The sequence below is a fragment of the Hamadaea tsunoensis DSM 44101 genome, from assembly GCF_000428945.1.
GTDB classification, from domain to species: domain Bacteria; phylum Actinomycetota; class Actinomycetes; order Mycobacteriales; family Micromonosporaceae; genus Hamadaea; species Hamadaea tsunoensis.
The window spans coordinates 334,383-354,410 of sequence record NZ_AUAX01000004.1 but is presented as its reverse complement, the minus strand read 5'-3'; the positions used below and the strand labels follow the sequence as shown (position 1 = coordinate 354,410).

21 protein-coding genes are annotated in these 20,028 nt (G+C 72.3%); 10 read left to right on the top strand and 11 right to left on the bottom strand.

Annotated elements, in window-relative coordinates; all coding sequences use genetic code 11:
* Window positions 1–77: 77 nt before the first annotated feature.
* On the top strand, window positions 78–1,031 hold the full coding sequence (locus tag G401_RS57585; protein ID WP_245601665.1) for a polysaccharide deacetylase family protein: 954 nt from the start codon (window positions 78–80) through the stop codon (window positions 1,029–1,031).
* A gap of 100 nt (window positions 1,032–1,131) precedes the next feature.
* On the opposite strand, the gene G401_RS0109115 is transcribed toward G401_RS57585, so the two are convergent.
* On the bottom strand, window positions 1,132–1,530 hold the full coding sequence (locus G401_RS0109115; RefSeq protein WP_027342258.1) for a hypothetical protein: 399 nt from the start codon (window positions 1,528–1,530) through the stop codon (window positions 1,132–1,134).
* 48 nt (window positions 1,531–1,578) lie between these two features.
* On the opposite strand from G401_RS0109115, the gene G401_RS0109110 reads away from it, so the two are divergent.
* From G401_RS0109110 to G401_RS0109095, 4 genes are read left to right on the top strand one after another with little or no spacing between them, the layout of a single operon-like run.
* Complete coding sequence (locus G401_RS0109110; protein WP_245601664.1) at window positions 1,579–2,565, top strand: DUF2332 domain-containing protein; 987 nt, start codon at window positions 1,579–1,581, stop codon at window positions 2,563–2,565.
* A 42-nt stretch (window positions 2,566–2,607) separates the two neighbouring features.
* A complete protein-coding gene (locus G401_RS0109105; protein ID WP_027342256.1) occupies window positions 2,608–3,372 on the top strand; it encodes an RNA ligase family protein in 765 nt (254 codons plus the stop codon).
* On the top strand, window positions 3,365–4,483 hold the full coding sequence (locus G401_RS0109100; protein WP_027342255.1) for an AAA family ATPase: 1,119 nt from the start codon (window positions 3,365–3,367) through the stop codon (window positions 4,481–4,483). Before G401_RS0109105 ends, G401_RS0109100 begins: the two co-directional genes overlap by 8 nt.
* 29 nt (window positions 4,484–4,512) lie before the next feature.
* Complete coding sequence (locus G401_RS0109095; protein WP_027342254.1) at window positions 4,513–5,502, top strand: tyrosine-type recombinase/integrase; 990 nt, start codon at window positions 4,513–4,515, stop codon at window positions 5,500–5,502.
* Between the two features lie 11 nt (window positions 5,503–5,513).
* On the opposite strand, the gene G401_RS0109090 is transcribed toward G401_RS0109095, so the two are convergent.
* Window positions 5,514–5,915, bottom strand: coding sequence for a nuclear transport factor 2 family protein (locus G401_RS0109090; RefSeq protein WP_034591154.1), 402 nt, complete (start codon window positions 5,913–5,915; stop codon window positions 5,514–5,516).
* Window positions 5,916–6,002: 87 nt separating this feature from the next.
* On the opposite strand from G401_RS0109090, the gene G401_RS0109085 reads away from it, so the two are divergent.
* Complete coding sequence (locus G401_RS0109085) at window positions 6,003–6,764, top strand: helix-turn-helix domain-containing protein (RefSeq protein WP_027342252.1); 762 nt, start codon at window positions 6,003–6,005, stop codon at window positions 6,762–6,764.
* A 202-nt stretch (window positions 6,765–6,966) separates the two neighbouring features.
* On the opposite strand, the gene G401_RS0109080 is transcribed toward G401_RS0109085, so the two are convergent.
* From G401_RS0109080 to G401_RS44490, 5 genes are all read right to left on the bottom strand, one after another.
* Window positions 6,967–9,168, bottom strand: a complete 2,202-nt coding sequence (locus G401_RS0109080) for a midas domain-containing protein (protein WP_027342251.1) — start codon at window positions 9,166–9,168, stop codon at window positions 6,967–6,969.
* A 49-nt stretch (window positions 9,169–9,217) separates the two neighbouring features.
* Window positions 9,218–9,796, bottom strand: coding sequence for a hypothetical protein (locus G401_RS0109075; RefSeq protein WP_027342250.1), 579 nt, complete (start codon window positions 9,794–9,796; stop codon window positions 9,218–9,220).
* Between the two features lie 158 nt (window positions 9,797–9,954).
* Window positions 9,955–11,562, bottom strand: coding sequence for an ABC-F family ATP-binding cassette domain-containing protein (locus G401_RS0109070; RefSeq protein ID WP_027342249.1), 1,608 nt, complete (start codon window positions 11,560–11,562; stop codon window positions 9,955–9,957).
* 178 nt (window positions 11,563–11,740) lie between these two features.
* On the bottom strand, window positions 11,741–12,916 hold the full coding sequence (locus G401_RS44495) for a PASTA domain-containing protein (protein ID WP_034591038.1): 1,176 nt from the start codon (window positions 12,914–12,916) through the stop codon (window positions 11,741–11,743).
* Between the two features lie 285 nt (window positions 12,917–13,201).
* Complete coding sequence (locus G401_RS44490) at window positions 13,202–14,611, bottom strand: FAD-dependent oxidoreductase (RefSeq protein ID WP_084556972.1); 1,410 nt, start codon at window positions 14,609–14,611, stop codon at window positions 13,202–13,204.
* A 113-nt stretch (window positions 14,612–14,724) separates the two neighbouring features.
* Between G401_RS44490 and G401_RS0109055 the strand changes: the two genes are divergently transcribed.
* From G401_RS0109055 to G401_RS0109040, 4 genes are read left to right on the top strand one after another with little or no spacing between them, the layout of a single operon-like run.
* Complete coding sequence (locus tag G401_RS0109055) at window positions 14,725–15,249, top strand: methyltransferase family protein (protein WP_245601663.1); 525 nt, start codon at window positions 14,725–14,727, stop codon at window positions 15,247–15,249.
* A complete protein-coding gene (locus G401_RS0109050) occupies window positions 15,236–15,880 on the top strand; it encodes a class I SAM-dependent methyltransferase (RefSeq protein WP_027342246.1) in 645 nt (214 codons plus the stop codon). Before G401_RS0109055 ends, G401_RS0109050 begins: the two co-directional genes overlap by 14 nt.
* Window positions 15,877–16,368 carry a GNAT family N-acetyltransferase gene (locus G401_RS0109045; protein WP_027342245.1) on the top strand — a complete coding sequence of 164 codons (492 nt, stop codon included), beginning with the start codon at window positions 15,877–15,879 and terminating at the stop codon, window positions 16,366–16,368. Before G401_RS0109050 ends, G401_RS0109045 begins: the two co-directional genes overlap by 4 nt.
* Before the next feature lie 15 nt (window positions 16,369–16,383).
* The gene (locus tag G401_RS0109040; protein WP_027342244.1) at window positions 16,384–17,139 is read left to right on the top strand and encodes a polysaccharide deacetylase family protein; all 756 of its coding nucleotides are present in this window, start codon (window positions 16,384–16,386) and stop codon (window positions 17,137–17,139) included.
* Here the strand turns inward: G401_RS0109040 and G401_RS0109035 are convergent.
* From G401_RS0109035 to G401_RS44485, 4 genes are all read right to left on the bottom strand, one after another.
* Window positions 17,114–17,536, bottom strand: a complete 423-nt coding sequence (locus tag G401_RS0109035; RefSeq protein WP_027342243.1) for a DUF4395 domain-containing protein — start codon at window positions 17,534–17,536, stop codon at window positions 17,114–17,116. The genes G401_RS0109040 and G401_RS0109035 overlap by 26 nt on opposite strands.
* Before the next feature lie 9 nt (window positions 17,537–17,545).
* Complete coding sequence (locus G401_RS0109030; RefSeq protein WP_051366394.1) at window positions 17,546–17,986, bottom strand: thioredoxin family protein; 441 nt, start codon at window positions 17,984–17,986, stop codon at window positions 17,546–17,548.
* 190 nt (window positions 17,987–18,176) lie between these two features.
* Complete coding sequence (locus tag G401_RS0109025) at window positions 18,177–19,070, bottom strand: N-acetylmuramic acid 6-phosphate etherase (protein ID WP_027342241.1); 894 nt, start codon at window positions 19,068–19,070, stop codon at window positions 18,177–18,179.
* Complete coding sequence (locus G401_RS44485; RefSeq protein WP_051366393.1) at window positions 19,054–20,022, bottom strand: MurR/RpiR family transcriptional regulator; 969 nt, start codon at window positions 20,020–20,022, stop codon at window positions 19,054–19,056. The genes G401_RS0109025 and G401_RS44485 overlap by 17 nt, the downstream gene beginning before the upstream one ends.
* Window positions 20,023–20,028 lie beyond the last annotated feature (6 nt).

The following is a 20,028-nucleotide window of genomic DNA, read 5'->3' as shown; positions in this document are numbered from 1 at the left end:
CAGGAGAAGATCAAATCTACCTGGACGCTGCATGGGTGAGGTATGGTCGGGCCGCCCCCGCACCCCCGGAGCCCATTGTGACGCTGCGATCTTTCGCACCCCTGCGCCGTGCCGTGACCGCGGCCGCCGTCCTGCTCCTCGCGGCCGGCGCGGCCGCGGGCTGCAAGAGCACCCCGACCGCGACACCCACCCTCGTACCGGAGTCCTCGGCGGCCGCGCCCGCGTCGCCGTCGCCCGACGATTCCCCGTCGCCTGAACCGTCCCCTTCGGACTCGCCGGAGCCCTCGGTCTCCCCGTCCCCGTCGGTGGCGCCCAGCAAGTCCGCGAAGCCGCCGGCGACGCCCGGCAAGGCGATCAACTGCACCGGCAAGGCGACGCTGTCGCGGGCCGCCGCGAAGGGCACCGGCCCGGGCGGTTCGATGATGACGACCGGGTCGCCGGCCGTCGCGCTCACCTTCGACGACGGGCCCGACCCGATCAACACCCCGAAGATGCTCGACATGCTCAAGCAGTGCGGCGTGAAGGCGACCTTCTGCCTGGTCGGTTTCCGCGCCCGGGACCGGCCCGACCTCGTACGCCGGATCGTCGCCGAGGGGCACACGGTGTGCAACCACTCGTGGCAGCACCTGCTCGACCTCGCCGACCCGGCCAAGCACAGCGACGCACAGGTACGCCGCGACCTGCAGATGACGATCGACGCCATCCACGCGGCCGCACCGGATGCCAAGGTGCAGTACTTCCGGGCGCCCGGCGGCAACTTCACGCCGCGGCTGGTCCAGATCGCGCAGTCGCTGGGCATGAAGTCGATCTACTGGTCGGTGGATCCCCGCGACTGGGACAACTCGGCGTTCGGCCGCGGCTCGTCGATGATCAGTCACGTCATCGGCTCGGTCGAGGGCGGCGTACGCCCGGGGGCGATCGTGTTGTCGCACGACAACGGCAAGCCCGACACGATCGTGGCCTACCGGACGCTGCTGCCGTGGCTGAAGGCCCGGTTCACGCTGGAGGCGCTGCCGCTCACCGACGGCTGAGCCGCGTACGCCGACGGCGGAGAAAAGACGCAGAAAAGGCGACGGCCGCGGGGATGACCCCGCGGCCGTTCGCTGTTCGGCTGGCGTTCTGCGGTGCGGCTCAGTAGTTGGAGGAGCTGTTGCTGAACGCGCTGAGGATGGCCGAGCCACAGCAGCAGACGATGATCAGCGCCGGGAGGCCCAGCGAGATGATCAGCGCGAGCACCTTGTTCGGGGGCTCCTGCGGCGTGACGCCGACGGCGCCGGACCCGAAGGTGAACGCCGGGGCGGCGTAGTAGACCTGCGCGCTACCGGCGGCCGTGGTGTCGACCGTGAAGGTCGCCTGACCGATCTTCCACAGGTAGGGAACCCAGATCGTGAGCTGGTGCACGCCCGGCGCGGCCGGGATGTCGTTGTCGCCCCAGTTCAGCCGAACCTGCTGGCCGTCGATGATCAGCCACGGCTTGAAGAAGGCGAACATGAACGTCAGCCAGAAGTACTTGGTCGAGATGCGAATCATGGTCGCAAACCATAGTGCATCCCGGTGACTCCGGCCTACCGTGCTCACATGGAAGGACGTTCACCTGCGGCAATCGCGGTATCCGAGGCGTACGAGCAGTTCGCCCGGCGGGAACTGGCCGGCTTCTCGGCCGCGTACGAGCGGATCTGCCTGGCCGTCGCGGCCGACGACGAGCTGCTCGACCGGCTGTCCACACTGCCCGTGCCCAAGCGCCAGCCCAATCTCCTGCTCGGCGCCGTACGCTGGCTCGACGGCCCGATCGGCGGGTACGAGCCGTTCCGGGAGTTCGTCCTCGGCCGCTGGGAGCTCGTCGAAGAGGTCGTGCTGCGCCGGCGTACGCAGACCAACGAGGCCAACCGGTGCGCCGCCGTGCTGCCGCTGCTCGCCCGGGTGCACGCGGAGACCGGCAAGCCGCTCGCGCTCATCGAGGTCGGCACCTCCGCCGGTTTGTGTCTGCTTCCCGACCGTTACGGCTACCGCTACGGTGATCGTCGCGTCGGCGATCCGGCCGCGCTGGTCCAGCTCGCCTGCGACGTCCAGGGTCCTGTGCCGGTCCCGGCGGCGGTCCCGCCGATCGCCTGGCGGGCCGGCATCGACATCAACCCGCTCGACGTCACCGACCCCGGCGACATGCGCTGGCTCGAATGCCTCGTCTGGCCCGAGCAGACCGACCGGCGTGAGCGGCTGCGCGCGGCGGTGTCGATCGCCCGGCTGGACCCGCCCCGGATCGTGTCCGGCGACCTCAACGAGACCATCGAGAAACTCGTCGAGGAGGCGCCCGCCGACGCGACGACGGTCGTGTTCCACACGGCTGTGCTCGCGTACCTGGACGAGGAGGGGCGGGCCGCGTTCGCCCGGAAGATGGCGAGCCTGCCGGTCCGGTGGATCGCCAACGAGTCCCCGCAGACGTTCCCGGAGATCGCCGCGCGGGTGACCGCCCCGCCGCCGCCCGGGCCGTACCTCACCGTCCTCGCGCTGGACGGGCGCCCGTACGCGTACGGCGCCCCGCACGGGCAGAGCTTGTACTGGCTGTAAAACCGCTGGCACAAAGGGATTTCCGGGCCGTAGAACGATTCGGTGTTCAAGTATCCGCGTACGCCGCATCTGGCCGGGTCGCGCCTGCAGCCGGGCGACCACGATCTCGCCCAGGTGCCGTTCGAGCATGTCCGCGGCCGGCATCTCGTCGTCGAGGAGAAGCTCGACGGGGCCAACGCCGGCATCAGCTTCGACGCCGACGGTACGCTGCGCCTGCAGTCCCGCGGCCACTATCTGGCCGGCGGGCCGCGGGAGAAGCAGTTCGCGGTGTTCAAGTCGTGGGCGGCGACCCTGGCCGACCGGCTGCGCCCGGTGCTCACCGACCGTTTCGTGCTCTACGGCGAGTGGCTGTACGCCCTGCACACCGTGTACTACGACGCGCTGCCGCACTACTTCTGCGAATTCGACGTGCTGGATACGCGTACAGGGGAATTCCTGTCGACCGACCGGCGCCGTGAGTTGCTCGCGGGCCTGCCGGTCGCGAGCGTCCCGGTTCTGCGGGCGGGCCGGTTCACGGCGGCGGGTGAGCTGACCGGGCTGATCGGACCCTCGACGTGCCGGACCGTCGCGTGGCGCGGGTCGCTGGCGGCGGCGTGCGCGGCCGCGGGGGTAGAGGTGCACACGGCCGACACGGCGGACGACATGGAGGGGCTGTACATCAAGGTGGAGGAGGACGGGCGGGTGGTGGAGCGCTACAAGTGGGTCAGGGCTTCGTTCCTGACCGCGATCCTCGACTCCGGTACGCATTGGGCCGACCGCCCGATCGTCGCCAACGGCCTCGCGGACCCGGGGGTGCTCTATGTTTGAGAAGCTCTGCCCGGAAGGTCCGGAGTGGACGGTCGACTGGGCCGCGATCCGGGGCGCCTTCGGCTGGATCCGGCGCCTGGAGGGCGTCGGGCAGGACGCGGTGCATCACGCCGAGGGCGACGTGGCGACCCACACGCGGATGGCCGCCGAGGCGCTCGCCGGGCTGGCGGAGTGGCGGGCACTGCCGCGCGAGCGCCGGGTACGCCTGTTCGCCGCGGTCCTGCTGCACGACGTCGCCAAGCCGGACTGCACCCAGCACCAGCCGGACGGATCGGTGACCGCGCACGGCCACTCGCGGCGCGGCGAGCTGCTCGCCCGGCGGATCCTGTGGGAGTCCGACGCGCCGATCGCGTTCCGGGAGCACGTCGCCGCCCTCGTACGCCACCACCAGGTCCCGTTCTGGGCGCTCGAACGGCCCGATCTCGAACGGATCGTCCTGCGGGTCTCGCAGGTGGCGAGCAATCTCGACCTGGCGCTGCTGGCGACCGCCGACATCCTCGGCCGGATCTGCGGCGACCAGCCGGAGGTCGTCGCCAACATCGGGCTGTTTCGCGACTACTGCGCCGAACTCGGCGTCCTCGACGCGCCCTGGCCGTTCGCGAACGACCACGCCCGGTACGCGTACTTCGCCACCGAGGGGCGTGATCCCCGCTGGGCGGCGTACGACGACACGAGCTTCGAGGTCACCGTCCTGTCCGGACTGCCGGCCGCCGGCAAGGACCGCTGGATCGCCACGCACCGGCCGGGCCTGCCCGTCGTCGGTCTCGACGCGCTGCGCGCCGCCATGCGGGTCAAGCCCACCGACGACCAGGGCGCCGTCATCGCCGCCGCCCGCGAGCAGGCCCGCGTCCACCTGCGCGCGCGGCAGCCCTTCGTGTGGAACGGCACCAACGTCTCCCGCCAGCTGCGCTCCGCGTCCGTCTCGCTCGCCGCGTCCTACGGCGCCCGCGTCCACGTGTACGCGCTCGAAGCGCCACCGGACGTGCTGGCGGCCCGCAACCGGGCCCGGGTGGCGCCGGTGCCCGACGCGGCGATCGAGCGGATGGTGCGCCGCTGGGAGACGGCCGACGTCACCGAGGCCCACCAGGTGACGTGGGTGGACACCCGGTAACTGTCACATCCGCCCACTATCCTGGGCGGATGGAGATCGTTCCCCGGTCCGCCCCCGGAACCGTCGCGGTTGCCGTCCAGGAGTACGTCGACTTCACCGACGCCTGGCTGACCAACCGGCGGCTGTCCGCGCACACCCGCGAGGCGTACCGGCGGGACGTCACGTCGTTCCTGGCCTGGTGCGCCGCCACCGGCATCGAGCCGCTGCAGGCCAAGTTCACCCACATCAACGAGTACGCGCGGGCCCTCGAAGCGACCGTCGACCCGCGTTCGGGCCGGCCGCTCGCGCCGACGACGGTCGCCCGGAAGCTGTCCGGGCTGTCGAGCTGGTACGACTTCCTCGTCAAACTCGAAGCGGTGCCCAGCAACCCGGTCGGCGGCGCGGACCGGCCGAGCGTGTCCCGCGACCACTCCGCGACGATCGGCATGAGCCCGGCGGAGGTCGACGCGATGCTGCGGGCCGCCGAAGCCGACTCACCCCGCCACCACGCGATCATCGCCCTGCTCGCCGACCTCGGCCTGCGCGTCGGCGAGGTGTGCAGACTCGACCTGGCCGACCTCGGGCACGAACGCGGGCACCGGACGGTCCGCTTCGTCGGCAAGGGCGGCAAACCCCGGCGGCGGGCCCTCGCGCCGGGGACGGGCGTGGCGCTCGACGCGTACCTGGAGCACCGGGCCCGGCTCGCCGGGGTCGCCGTCGAGGACCTCACCGGCCCGGTCTTCGTCACCACCGCCGGCGGCCCGGTCGACCGCAACGCCGTCTTCCGCCTCGTGCGCCGGCTCGCCGTCAAGGCCGGCATCCCGTCGGCGGAACACCTGTCACCGCACTCGCTGCGGCACGCGTTCGCGACCACGGCCCGGTCGGAAGGCGTACCGCTGGAGGACGTGCAGGACGCGATGGGGCACGCGGACCCGCGCACGACGCGGCGCTACGACCGCGACCGGCACAACCTCGACCGCGACCCGTCGTACGCGATCTGGGCGGCCCGCGCCCGCCGCGGGACCCCGGCCGAGGGCTGATTCGGCGCGGGTCAGGCCGCAGGATTCCACCAGCTGAGGTGGCGGGCGGCCTCGGCGAGCGGTTCGATGATCTCCCAGCCTTCGGCGACGAGTCCTTCGTGGACCCGCCAGATGTCGACGACGGCGACCTCCGGGCCGCCGTCCGGCAGGGCACGGTGGGAGTACATGATGACGTGCTCGCCGTCGGCCAGCAGGAGCTTGACGTCGACCCGCTGGTCGGCGAGCGGGACGAAGGCGGCCCGGACGGCGTCGAGCCACTCCGCCTTGCCCAGGTCGTACGCGTCGGGCCGGTGATGGACGAAGTCCTCGCTCAGCCTTCGCCCGAGTGCGTCCACGTCTCCCGTCGCGACGAGGTCCGTGAGCGCCTGCTGGACGATGGCCTTGTTGTCGGTGTCAAGCGATCGTGTGGTCATGCCGGCAGTCTGCTGACCGCCGCGCCGGCTGTCGATGACATGGCATTTCATGGCGGACCCGGTCCACGCGACGTAGCCTCGACGATCATGCACACGGTGGGTGAACTTCTGCGCGAGTGGCGGCATCGGCGGCGGATCAGCCAGCTCGACCTCGCGATCGCCGCGGACGTCTCCGCCCGGCACGTGAGCCTCGTGGAGACGGGCCGGTCGCAGCCGAGCGCCGACATGGTCGTCCGCCTCGCCGAGCACCTCGACGTGCCGCTGCGGGAACGCAACCGGCTGCTGCTGGCCGCCGGCTTCGCCCCCCGGTACGCCGAGCAGCCCCTCGACGCGGACCGGCTGGCCGTGGCCTGGGAGGCGATCGGCAGGCTGCTGCGCGCCCACGAGCCCTTCCCGGCCCTCGTGGTCGACCGGGCGTGGAACATCGTGCTGGCCAACCGGGCCCTCGACGCGTTCCTCGCCGGGGTGGCGCCCGACCTGCTGCGCCCGCCGGTCAACCTGGTACGCCTCGGCTTCGACGAACGCGGCCTGGCCGGGCACATCGTCAACCTGTCCGAAGTCCGTTCGGTGCTGCGTACGCGCATGGCCCGCCAGCTCGCCCGCGCCCCGTCACCGGAGCTGGTGGCCCTCTACGAGGAGTTCCTCGCGTCCGGCGAGGCGACCGCGCCGGGGGCGGCCGAGGTCGCCGTCCCGATGATCTTCCGATTCGGCGGCCGGGAGCTGCGCCTGTTCTCCACGACCACCTCCTTCGGTACGCCGATGGACATCACCCTGGACGAGGTGTCGATCGAGTCGTACTACCCGATGGACGACGAGACCGCGGCGTACTTCCGGAACCAAGGAACCTGATCGCCCCTCACCCTTACCCTCACCCTCACCCTCACCCGCCCCAAGATCCCGTTTGGATCAGGGAAATCACCCGAATCTTGGGCCAAGATTACGTGCGAAACCCTGATCCAAACGGGATCTTGGGGGGCGCGGAGCGAGGCGGGCGCGCAAGAAAACGACCGGCGCCGTCCAGAGTGGACGACGCCGGTCGGGTGGAACCGGACTACTTCGTGAGGACGAACTCGAACAGCTTCCGGTAACGCTGCACCGACTGCCGCAGGGCTTCGGTGTCGTCGCCGTCCGCGACCTCGACCAGCTGCTGACGGCGCTCCTCCAGGGCGTCGATCAGGGCCTGCAGGGCCTCGCCGGCCAGTCCCTTCGCCTCGGCGGCCGCACCGGCCGGGTCGTCGACGAAGCGTACCTGGACCTCGCGCCAGCGCGACCGCAGATCGTCGGCGGTCTCGGCCGTCACCAGCACGCCCGTCGGCACGACCTCGGCGGACGCCACCGCGACCGGTTCGGCGCTGTACGCCTCGGGGACCACCGGCTCCTCGTCGGCGGCGGATTCGGCGGCCTCCGAGAAGTCCACGTACGCGGGCTCCTCGGCGATGTCCTCCGCCGCGGCGCTGGCCTCGGGCTCGGTGTCGGCCTCGTCGGCGGCGGCCGTCTCGTCGGCTTCGGCCGTCTCGTCGGCTTCGGCTTCGGCGGCGACCTCGGCGACGGCGGCTTCCTCGGCGGATTCGTCCACCGCGGACTCCTCAGCGGCCGGCTCTTCCGCCACCGCTTCCTCGACCACGGTCTCGCCGACCGCGGCTTCCTCCACGGCGTCCGCCTCGGCGGCGGGCTCCTCGGCGGCAGCCTCGGGCTCGTCCTCCTCGCCGAGGGAATCCTCGACCAGGTCCTCGTCGGACAGGTCCTCGTCCGCGGCCTCGAGCGCGACGGCGTCCTCGACGGCGGCCGCGTCGGTGGCGGGCTCGACGGCCACGCCCTCCTCCTCGGCGAGGTCGTCCTCAGACTCGGCGACATCGGCCTCGCCGCCCGCGACACTCTCCGGGGCGTCGGACCCGTCGCCCTCGGTGACCGCTTCCGGCTCGCCCTCGACCGCGACGCTCTCGGCCGGCTCCGCGGCGAACTCGGCGGGCTCCGCGGCGAACTCGTCGCCGACGGCGGATTCCGCGACCGCGTCGTCCGCGTTCACGGCGGGCTCCTCGGCGCTCTCGTCGCCCGCATCGTCGGCCGGCTCGGCAACGGCGTCCGCCGAAGCCTCCTCGCCCGGCTCGGCAACGGCGTCCTCTTCGGTGCTGGTCTCCTCGGCAACGTCCGCCGCGGCTTCCTCGCCCGCCGTGTCGGCCGGCACGTCACTCTCCTCGGACTCGTCGCCTTCCGCGGACTCGTCGTCCGCCGCGTCGACGACCTCACCCTCGACCGCGGTCACGCCCGCACCGTCGACGGCCTCGTCCGTGATGGCTTCGTCTGTGGTGGCCTCGTCTGTGGTGGCCTCGTCCGTGCTCTCGCCCTCGGGGGTGGCGTCGGCGGCCGCCTCGGGCTGGGTCTCCTCGTCGGTCGCTGTCATCGCTTCCCCGTCCTCGGCCTCGTCCTCGGTGGCGGTGTCTTCCGGGAGGTCCACCACGGCGTCGCCGGTGGCTTCCTCGACGGCGTCCGCGGGCGCTTCGCCGGCTTCCGCCTCAGCGTCGGCTTCCGCGTCCGATTCCTCGTCCGCCGAGCCGTCCGCCGCATCGTCTATGTCGTCGGCGCCTTCGCCGTCCGCCGCGGGGGCGTCCGGGTCGGCGTCGGAACTCTCGTCAGTGGTGGCCGCGTCCGCCGGTGCATCGTCGGTTTCGCCGACGGCGTCCACACCGGACTCCGCATCGTCTTCGCTCTCGTCCGCGACAGCCTCGGGAGTGCTTTCCTCCGCGGCCTCGTCGGTCTCTTCGTCGCCTGCCTCGTCCGTCGGTTCTTCCGCGGCGTCGCCCTCCGGCGACTCTTCGGCGAGCGCGTCGCCTGCGGCCGGTTCCTCCGTCGCCGAGTCCGCCGTGGCCGATTCCTCGGCGGCGGGGGCGTCTTGCTCATCGGACTGTTCGTCCGACGACTCCGGTGCCGCGTCCTCGGGGCCTTCGGGCGCGTCAAGGGTGCCGTCCACCGCGCCTTCCCCCTCGGTCGCCTCTGCCTGCGCCTCAGGCAGGTCCGCATCGGTCTGCTCGGTGTCCTCCGGGTCGCCGGCCCCGGCGGTCGCCTCGGCGGCGTCGGTCGGCTCGGCCGTCTCGTCGGCCTCGATAGCCTCCTCCGCCTCGGCGGGCGAGTCGTGGACGATCGCCTGGTCCTCGAGGACGGGCGCGTCCCCGGGCAGATCGTTCTCGACCCGCTCAGCGTCGTCGCGGGCATGCGGCGGGACGGCGCCGAACATCCGCAACTGGTCCTGGTTCATGCTTCACTCCTTTCGGCGCCGCGTTGTCTGCCGCGGCGCTATGCGTACCTCATGGGTGGGGTGTTTCGTCCTTCGGTGTTTCGTCCACGGCCGGGACGGGTGAGGCGCCGAGCAGCGCGGCGACGAGTTCGCGGTAGTCCACGATGGCCTGTCGCAGCTGATCGGTGTCCACTTCGTCGGCGTCCGCCCGGACGGCGATGTCCTTCGCCCGCCGGTAGGCCGAGAGGGTCTGGCTGTGGTCGACCGAGAGTTGCGCCTCCTTGTCGGCGTCGTCCTCGGTCGGGTAGCCGATGTCGCCGGCGATCTCGGTCACGAGCGCGTCGGCCTGACGCACCGCTTCCCTCGGCTCGTCCACGAAGAGCGCCTGCACGTCCTGCCAGCGCTCGCTGTAGCGATCCTTGACCTCCGGCGAAAGCTCGCGCAGCTGGAGTTCCGCGTGGCGACGCTCGCGCTCACGCAGTTCCTTCTCCGCGGCCGACTTGCTGTGGTGCTCATCGACGAGCCGCTCGTACTCGTCGCCGAACTTCTCCTGCAGCGCACGCCGTCGCGCCGACCCGAAGACGACGACCGCGACCACGGCGATCACGACGATGACCAGGATGAGAAACAGTGTCTGTACCGATGACATGGTCACCTCCTCTTCGGCGGCGCCATACCCGAGCCCAGCCACTTTTACGCACGCCGAAGAAGCCTCGGCCGCACGGGAGCGCGTGGGAGATGGAGAGGTCCGGGAATCCGGACCCCATCATCCGTCCTCGTCACCGCCCACGTAAAGGGGCTGTTTCGTCAAGCCAGCGAAAGTTCCGATCCCGTCCACCGGCGGCGCAACCACCGGTCATGCGAGGCGATCACGACCGCTCCCGGAGCCGTACCGATCGCCTCCTCCAGTTCGTCGGCGAGGCCCAGCGACAGATGGTTCGTCGGCTCGTCCAGCAGCAGGACGTGCGGCGGTCGCGCCAGCAGCAGCGCCAGCGCCACCCGCCGCCGCTGGCCCACGCTCAGCGCCGCGACCGGCCGGTCCAGATCGCGCGGTGCCACCAGCCCCAGCTCCACCAGCGGTACGCGGGCCGTCTCGCCGTACAACTGCCGGGGCGTACGCGTCGGGTCGGGGAAGTGGTCGTCCTGGGCGAGCAGTCCGATCCGCAGCCCCTGCCGCCGCAGTACGCTTCCCTCCGCCGGATCGAGCTGTCCGGCGAGGACGGCCAGCAGGGTGGACTTGCCGGTGCCGTTCGCGCCGGTGACGAGCAGCCGGCCGCCGGACTCGACGTCCACCCGGTCGACCGAAAGCCGCCCGGGTACGCGTACCTGCCGGGCGGCGAGCAGCGTCCCGTCCTCGGCGTCGGCGGTCATCGCGGGCGCCTGGAAGTTCAGCGGGGCGGGCGGTTTGCGGATCTGGTCCCGTTCGAGGATGGTCAGCCGCTGCTCGGCGTTGCGTACGCGTCGCGCGATGGTCGTCTCGACGGCCCGGGCCTTGAAGTAGCCGATGAACTTGTCGTTGTCGCGCGGCGGGCGGTAGCCGTGGCCGACCTGGCGGCCGGTCACCTTCACGGTGTGGCGCAGCAGGTTCATCTCCTCCTGCTGGGCCTCGAACGCCTGCGCCCACCGGACGCGTTCGGACTTCTTCGCCTCCCGGTAGTCGCTGAACGATCCGTGGTAGCGCGTCGGGCCGCGCCGCGTCGGGTCGTGCCGGCTGGGATCGAGGTCCACGATGTCAGTGCACACCTCGTCGAGGAAGACGCGATCGTGGCTGGCCACCACGACGACGCCCGGCATCGAGCGCAGCTGCGCCTCCACGAAGGCCACCGCCTGGTCGTCGAGGTGGTTGGTCGGCTCGTCGAGCAGGAGCGCCGCGGGTCGGCGTACCAGCAGGGCGGCGAGGGCGACCCGGGAACGCTGTCCGCCGGAGAGGGTCCCCAGCGGGCGTGCGCGGCCGACCGCGGCCAGGCCGAGGCCGTGCAGGACCTCGCCCGCGCGGCGGTCGGCGTCCCACGCGTCGATCTCCTCGGCCCGCGTGAGCACCTCCCCGTACGCGTCGAGCGCGGCGGGGTCGTCGGCCATCCGGGCGGCCAGATCGTCCAATGTGGCCAGCAGGGTCCGGCTCTCGGCGAGTGCCTCGGTGATGACGTCGTCCACCGTCGCGTACGCGTCGAACGGCAGCTCCTGGTGCAGCAGTCCCAGGTCGGCCGGGCGGTCGACCTCGCCACCGTCCGGGGTGTCGCCGCCGTTCTCGGGCCCGGCGAGCAGCCGCAGCAGGGTGGACTTGCCGGCACCGTTCTCGCCGACGAGGCCGATGCGCTGGCCCGGCGCGGCGGTGAGGTGTACGCCGTCGAGGACGACCCGGTCCGCGTACAGCTTGATCAGGTCACGGGCGACGAGCGGGGAGAAACTGGACATGCAGACACCACCGAAGAATTTCCGGATCGATGCCCGCCGGGTGTCGTCACCTCGGGCGCGGGCAGGGGCGGTGGTGTCACAGCTTCATAGTGTGATCATCGTAGCGGGGCCGGCCGCGCACGTGCAACAGGGATGAGACGGGCGTCGCACCGGTCCCGGGTGCGACGCCCGTCGGATGTCAGCCCTTGCCGCCGGGGTGCGGCTTGCAGCTGAGGGTGATCGGCGTGTCGGCGGCGACCTTCTTGCCCGCCGCCGGATCCTGCTTCGTCACCACGTACGCCTCCAGCGCGGTGACGACGTTGCCGGACGGGTCCTTGCAGGTGATCGTGGAGAAGCCCGCGTCGGACAGGATCTGCGTGGCCGACGAGCCGGTCCTGCCGACGACGTCCGGCACGGTGATGAGCGGTGCGGCCGGGCTCGCCGCCGGCGTGGGTGACGGGCTCGGCTCGGCGGACGCCGCGGCGCTCGGCGAGGCCGACGCTCCGGTGCCGGGTTCCGACGCGCCGGCGCTCGGCGAGGCGGTGGTCTGCCCCGCTCCGGTCGGACTCGCCGCCGCCGAGGTGGCCGGGGCGGCGGAGGCCGTCGCGGACGCGCCCGGGGTGGCCTGGTCCGAAGTGTCCTTCCGCCACCACACGAAGTACGCCCCGCAGCAGCACAGCAGTAGGAGGAGCAGCAGCAGGAGGAGCCAGAGCAGCCAGCGCCGGCGGCGCTTGTCCTTCGGATCGGCGTGGGCGCCGCCCTGGCCGGGACGGGCGTCGCCGGCTCCGGCGGCCGCGCCACCGGCCGCCGCTCCGCTACCTGTCGCGCCGCCGGTAGTTGCCGGGCTGCCGGATTGCGCGCTGTCGGCTGAGGCTCCGGCCGCCGCGGCACCGGCGGTGGCGGCCGCGCCCGCGGCGACGCCGACGCTCTCGCCGGTCGCGGCTTCGTCGTCAGTGGACGGTTCTGCGCTGTCGGCCTCGGCCGAGGAGGCAGCCACGTCAGCCGAAGAGTCGCCAGCAGCATCGGCGGGGGTTTCGGTCGGCGTTTCCGTCGCGGAAGCATCCGCAGCGGAGCCGTCGGCATCGGCGGTGGCGGCGTCCGCCGGGGAGGTGCCGGCGGCCGCCTCCGGAGCACTGCCGGCCGCGTCAGGTCCGGCTGTTTCACCAGGTGCGTCGGCACCTGCGTCGTTCGCGCCCGGACCGCCGGCCGCGTCGGCGAGGGCCGCACCCGCGACCGCCCCCGCTCCGACCGCTGCCCCACCTCGCCGCTGGGTCGGGATGTAGCGGCCCCGTTCGTCGCGCAGCGGGTCCGCGGCGGGGTCTTCCGGCGGCTGCGGCGGGTCTTCCGGTGATTGAGGAGTATCGTTCGATGACACGGGACGTGCCTCTCAGGTCATCTGTGCCGAGGGGAATGCCATCCGACATGCTGTCGTTTCCCGGTCTTCGAGACACTCACCCGCAAGGTGAATGATTTCCGCCGATCGGACGGGTCATGTCGCCGTCACCCCAGCTCACGCCGCGCGCCTGTTGTCATCCCTGCGTCGCGCCCGCCCGTGATCCCGTGTGGATCAGGGAAACCCACGTAATCTTGGCCCAAGATTCGGGTGATTTCCCTGATCCAAACCGGATCAGGCCACCGGATCAGGCGGTCCAGCCGCGGATCAGGCGGTCCAGGCGGGGAGGGCGGCCAGGACTTCGGCCGGCGTACCGGCGGCGGCGATGTAGCCGTCGGGGCGTACCAGGACGGCCGGTGCGGGTGCCTCGAATCCAGGTGCCCAGGCGGCGCAGGTCACGCCGGGGGCCGTCGCTCCGATGAGGACGAACGCGCCCGTCCGGAGCGCCTCGTACAGCCGCCCGTCGTCGAGCGGGTAGTCCGCCGCCCGCTTGCCCGCCAGCGGATGCGATCCGGCCGGAGCCGCGTACGCGATGCCGACGCCGGAGACCGCGCCGGAGAATTTGCCCCGCAGCGGTGCGATCCGGCCGATGACGGTGGCGAGGACGGCTCGGGCCGCCCGGCGGGGCGCGCTGCTGGCCATGGCGAGCCGGACGAGGTTCCCGCTCGACTTGAGCACCTGCTCCCCCACCGGATGCCGTTCCGCCTGGTACGAGTCGAGCAGTTCCTCGGTACGCGCAGCGGGCAGCCGGCCGTGGACGGCGGTGGCGAGTTTCCAGCCGAGGTTGGCCGCGTCCTGCAGGCCGGTGTTCATGCCCTGGCCGCCCGCCGGCGAGTGCACGTGCGCGGCGTCGCCCGCGAGGAACACGCGGCCCACCCGGTACTGCGGCACCTGCCGTTCGTCCGAGTGGAACCGCGACAGCCAGCGGGGATCGTGCAGGCCGAAGTCGGTGCCGTGCACGGCGCGTACGGTGGCGCGCAGTTCGTCGAGGTCGACGGGGACGTCGTCGGCCCGCTGCCCGTCGCGGCTCCAGCACATGACGCGGAACCAGCCGTCGCCGAACGACACCACCATCGCGAAGCCCGCGTCGGTCGCGTTGACCGCGAGCACGCCGTCGGGCAGCGGTTCGGCGAGGCGTACGTCGGCGAGCATGATGGACGCCACCACCGATTCGCCCGGGAACGGCAGGCCGAGGGCTTCACGTACGGCGCTGTGCACGCCGTCGGTTCCCACGAGGTAGCGGGCCCGGAACTCGCGCCCGTCGGCGCAGCGCGCGGTGACACCGTCGGCGTCCTGCGTCAGCGCCGTCACCGCCGCGTCGTGTTCAAACTGCACACCATTCTTCTCCGCGTACGCCTGGAGCAGTTTCTCGGTCTGGTACTGCGGGGTCATCAGGACGTACGGGAAGCGGGTGGGCAGGTGTTCGAGGCTGACCTGCGCGTGGCCGAACAGCCGCAGGGCGCCGATCGGTGAGCCGGTGGCGACGAGGGCATCGGCCATCCCGCGGGCGTCCAGCTCTTCCAGCGTCCGCGCGTGTACGCCGAACGCCCGCGTCAGGTTGGAGATGCCGGGTGCGCGGCGTTCGAGAACCGTCACGTCGATCCCGGCGCGGGCGAGGTCGCCGGCGAGCAGCAGCCCGGTGGGGCCGGCCCCGACGACGAGGACATCGGTGGACATGGCTTCTCTCCTGCTCCTAGAATGCCGACAGCCGTTGGTCAACAACTGTTGGTCAACACTTGATGACAACACTATGGACAGCCGTACGCCCCGTCAACCGCGAGGAGAGTCACGTGACCGACAGGATCCGGGCCGCGCTCGGCAGCCTCCTCTTCCTCCTCGTCGCCCCCGGTGTCGTCGTGGGTCTGCTGCCGTGGTGGCTGACCGGCGGCTGGACCGCCGGGCACACGTGGTGGCCGCTGCGGGTCCTCGGCGGCCTGCTGCTCGCGGCGGGGCTGGCCGCGCTGCTCTGGGCGTTCGGCCAGTTCGTCGTCGAGGGCCTCGGTACGCCGGCCCCGGTCGCCCCGACGAGACACCTGGTGATCGGCGGCCTCTACCGGTACGTCCGCAACCCGATGTACGTGGCGATCGTCGTGGCGCTGCTCGGCCAGGCGCTGCTGCTCGGCCGGCCGGTGCTCCTCGCGTACGCGCTGTGCGCCTGGGCCCTGCCCGCCGCGTTCGTCCGGTTCTACGAGGAACCCACGCTGCTGCGTACCTATGGCGACGAGTACCGGGAGTATCAGCGCAACGTCCGGGCCTGGATCCCCCGCCGGACGCCCTGGGACAGGTCGGTAAGGTCAGGTGATGACCGATCCTGACGGATATGGCAGTCATGTCGACGCCGAGACCGCCGCGGCGACCGGCTGGTTCGAGCCCCTGTACGCCGACGCCGGGCACGGCCGCGCCGTGGTCCCCTGGGATGCCGGGGGCCCGTCGCCCTATCTGACCGAGTGGGCGCGGGCCGCCGGGCTCGACGGCAAGGGCGCCCCCGCGCTCGTGGTCGGCTGCGGGCTCGGCGACGACGCCGCGTACGTGGCCGGGCTCGGCTTCTCGGTGACCGCGTTCGACATCTCGCCGACCGCCGTCGAGCAGGCCCGCGAACGGTTTCCCGACAGCGCCGTGCGGTTCGAGGTGGCCGACCTGTTCGACCTGCCGGCCGCGTGGCGGCAGGCGTACGACCTGGTGATCGAGATCTTCACGGTGCAGGCGCTGCCGATCGCGCTGCGGCCCCGGGTCACGGGCGCGATCGCGTCGACCGTCGCACCCGGCGGCACCCTGCTGGTCGTGCAGCGTACGCGACCCGAAGGCGCCACTGTGGACGGTGGACCGCCGTACCCGGTGAGCCGGTCCGAGCTGGACCTGTTCCTCGCCGACGGGCTGCGTCTGGAGCAGCTCGAACAGCTCCCCGACGATCGCGGCGGCCGCTGGCGCGCGGAGTTCCGCCGATGATCGACATCGTCCCGATGACCGCCGAGCACGCCGACGGGGTCCTGCGCATCTACCAGCAGGGCCTCGACGGCGGCCACGCCAGCTTCGAGACCGCCGCCCCGACCTGGGCCGCCTTCGACGAGAGCCGCCTGCCCGCGCACCGCTTCGTCGCGCTCGACCCGGACGGCACGCTGCTCGGCTGGGTCGCCGTCACCCGCGTGTCGCCGCGCCCGGCCTATGCCGGCGTCGTCGAGCACAGCGTCTACGTCGACCCGGCCGCACAGGGTCGCGGCGCCGGCCGGGCGCTCCTGCGGGCCCTGATCGCCTCGACCGAGGCCGCCGGCATCTGGACCATCCAGTCCGGCGTCTTCCCCGAGAACGAGGCGAGCCTCGCGCTGCACGCCGCCGCCGGGTTCCGCACGATCGGCGTACGGGAACGGGTCGGGCGGCATCACGGCGCGTGGCGCGACGTGTTGCTGCTGGAAAGGCGCAGCCCGGTCGTCGTCTGACCGTAGGCTGCGAAGATGCAGCTCAGCCGCAGGGACGCCCTCACCGCCGCGCTCGCCGCGGGCGGCGTCCTGCTCGCCGGGTGCGGCCCCGAGGCCCCGGTCTCCGCACCCGCGCCGTCCGGCTCGCCCGCGCCGAGCCCGTCGCCGCCGGCCGCACCGTCCGCGCCGCCGCTGCCCGCCGAGGTCGTCCACGGCCCGCGCGACCGTCGCCAGGTCGCCCTCACCTTCCACGGCCAAGGCGAAGATTCCCTGGTACGCGCGGCGCTGAGCACGCTCGCCGATCTGCACGCGCCGGTGACGGTGTTCGCGGTCGGGGCGTGGCTCGACGGCAGTCCACAGTGGGCGAAGAAGATCCTCGACGGCGGCCACGAGCTCGGCAACCACACGTACAGCCATCTCGACCTGGCGAGCATGGCCGGCACCGGGCAGTACGCGGAGATCCACCGCTGCGCCGAGACGCTGCGCCGCCTCACCGGTACGCGGGGCCGCTGGTTCCGCCCGTCGCAGACACCCCGGTCGACGGCGTCGATCGAGGCGCAGGCCAGGAAGGCCGGCTACCCGACGTGCCTCGCGTACGACGTGGACACCCTCGACTACACCGACCCCGGTGCGGCCGCGATCGTGGCGAACGCGCTGGCCGGCGTACAGCCGGGGTCGATCCTGAGCCTGCATTTCGGGCACGCCGGGACGGTGGAGGCACTGCCGGAGCTGGTGCGCGGCCTGCGCGACCGCGGCCTGGAGCCGGTCACGGCGTCGGCGTTGCTCGCGTGAACGTCCGGCGCAGCAGCAGGTACGCCTCGCAGCCCAGGCACAGCCCGAAGGCGGCGTTGAGGAACGCGGCGATCAGCGCGCACGCGGTGGCGACGAGGCCGACGGCGGTGGAGCCGGCGAGGAAGCCGATCGCGGCGACGGCGGCGAACACGAAGCCGACGCCCTGCGCGAAGCGGACCGGTTCGGCGGGCTCGAACTCGGCGGCCGGCCGCAGGCGCGGCGCGACGAGTGTGCGGAACAGCGCGCCGTAGGGCGCGTGCTTGGCCGACAGGGCGCCGATCGCGAAGACGACCGCCTGCGCGGCGGCCAGCCAGCCGCTGCGCGTGAGCGCGATGACGATCAGCACGACCGTGGTGATCGCGGCGGCGAAACGCGGGCCGCGCACATCGAGTTGCATGGCTCTACGCTACGGCGCGGTTGTGAACTGATTGTTGACTAGGCTGATCGCTCCCACCAGCTGGGCTTTCGTCGGCTGGCCGGAGGCGCGGCGGACGATCGAGCCGCGCGCATCGACGAGCAGCACGGTCGGCGTACGCATGATGTCGAGGCTCCGCACGGCGTCCAGGTGCGACTCCGCGTCGACCTCGACGTGGCGGACCCCGTCGATCGTGCTCGACGCCTGCTCGCACAGCACCCGGGTCGCCCGGCACGGTGCGCAGAACGCCGAGGAGAACTGGAGCAGGGTGACCGGCGTCCCGGGGGTCCAGCCGAGCCGCCGCAGGGTCTCCGTCTCGGTGCCGGTCACGGCCGCCTCCCGGAAGTCGCCGTTGCGCCGCTTCCAGGCCAGGCCGAGCCCGGTCGCGGCACTGAGCGCGACCGCGACGGTGAGCAGACTGACGAGCGGCACGCGTCCACGGTAACGTCCGTTTGTGAACACCGCCGAGGCCGATCTCGCCCCGTGGACGTTCCCCTCCTCACACCCGCCCACCCCCCAGATTTCGACGATCTTGCGCGAATGTTCGGGCCTTCGCGACAAATGCGACGGATTTTGAGGCATTCGCGCAAGATCGTCGGGGGTCTTGGGGGCGGCGGGCGCGTCAGGAGAGGCGGGTGGCGGCGCGGACGTCGCCGCCGGCGGCGCGCAGGGCCTGGCGGGCCTCGTCCGCTCCGGTGCCGGTCAGCAGGCTCACCAGCGCGACCGACGGGTCGTCGCCGGACTGGGCGAGCGCGTCGGCGGCCTGTCCCGGTTCGACCCGGGCGGCGGTCGACAGCGTCCACACCGCGCGGCGGCGCAGCTTGATGTTGCTGGGCACCGCGCACACCATCAGGTTGCCGAAGGTACGCCCGTAGCGGACCATCAGCGCGGTGGAGAAGGTGTTCAGCGCCAGCTTCGCCGCCGTGGCCGCCTTCATCCGGGTCGAACCCGTGATGATCTCCGGTCCGGTGTTCATCCCGATCATGATGTCGGCGTGCCCGGCGAGCACGGCCCGCGGATTCGAGGTGATCAGTCCGGTGGTCGCGCCGGCCGACCGGGCCTGCTGGAGCGCGCCGCCGACATAGGGGGTGCCGCCGCTGGCCGCGACGCCGATGACGAGATCACCGGCGGCCACGTCGGCGGCGTCCCGGCGCCCGGCCGCCTCGTCGTCCTCGGCCGACTCCGCCGCCCGCCACAGCGCGTCCACCCCGCCGGCCACGTGGGCGACGACCTGGTCGGCCGTCAGCGCGAAGGTCGGGCGCAGCTCGGCGGCGTCGGCGAACGCCACCCGCCCGGACGTTCCGGCGCCGAAGTAGTGGACCCGCCCGCCGTCGCGCAGCGTACGCACTCCGGCCTCGACGGCCTGGCCGATCTGCGGCAGTACCGCGGCCACCGCCGCCGGCACCCCCGCGTCCGCCTCGTTGATCAGGCGTAGCACCTCGTCGAGGGGCAGCTCGTCGATCCGCTCGGAGGCGGGGTTGCGTCGTTCGGTCGGCGCGTCAGGTTCGACTTCCACGTACACGGTTGCTGTTCCTGCCTGCAGAGTGTCGGGACGAGACCGCGTCGTGCACGCGGTCGAACGCCTCCCACGTCTGGTCCCCGCGGCGCTGGGCGAGCGCGACGAACAGACAGTCGGCGACGTAGAGCTGGGCGATGCGGCTGACCGTCGCGCCGGTGCGGAAGAAGATGCTCTCCCGTCCGGCGCTGCTCAGCACGATGTCGACCAGATCGGCCAGGGGCGACCGGGGGTAGTTGGTGATCGCCAGGGTGGTCGCGCCGCGTCCCCGCGCGACGCGTACCGGATCGAGGACCTCGGCGGTACGCCCGGAGTGCGATACCGCGATGACCACGTCCGACGGGGTGAGGTGGGCGGCCGACGCCATGGAGCGGTGCACGTCGGCGTACGTGACGCAGGTCAGCCCGAGGTGGGAGAGCTTGTGGTCGAGGTCGGCGACGACGACGTCGGAGGAGCCGACGCCGTAGATGTAGACCCGGCCGGCGCCGTTGAGGGCCTCGACCGCGGCGGCCAGCGCCTCGAGGTCGAACGTGTCGAGGGTGTCCTGGATGGCGCGCTGCGCGGCGTGTGCCATCTTCTGCGCGATGGCCGGCAGGGCGTCGTCGGGGGCGATGTCGGTGTCGGCGCCGATCGGCACGTGCCGGCCGGCGGACTGCTGCCGGTCGACGGCGACGGCGAGCAGCAGCCGCAGCTCGTGGTAGCCGGTCAGGCCGACGTCGCGGCAGAACCGGGTGACGGTGGTGGCCGACGTGCCCGCCCGGCGGGCCAGTTCCGAGATGCTCGCCCGGGCGATCTCCGACGGTTTGTCGATCACGAGGCGGCCGACCGCCTGCTCGGACTCGGGCAGCGAGGGCAGCAGCCCGCGCAGCCGGGCGAGCAGGGAGTCCGCGTCGATCGGCGGTGTGTCGCGGTGCGCCGCCGTGTTGTCGCTGTGGGCCGTCAGACCAGTCATGCGAAC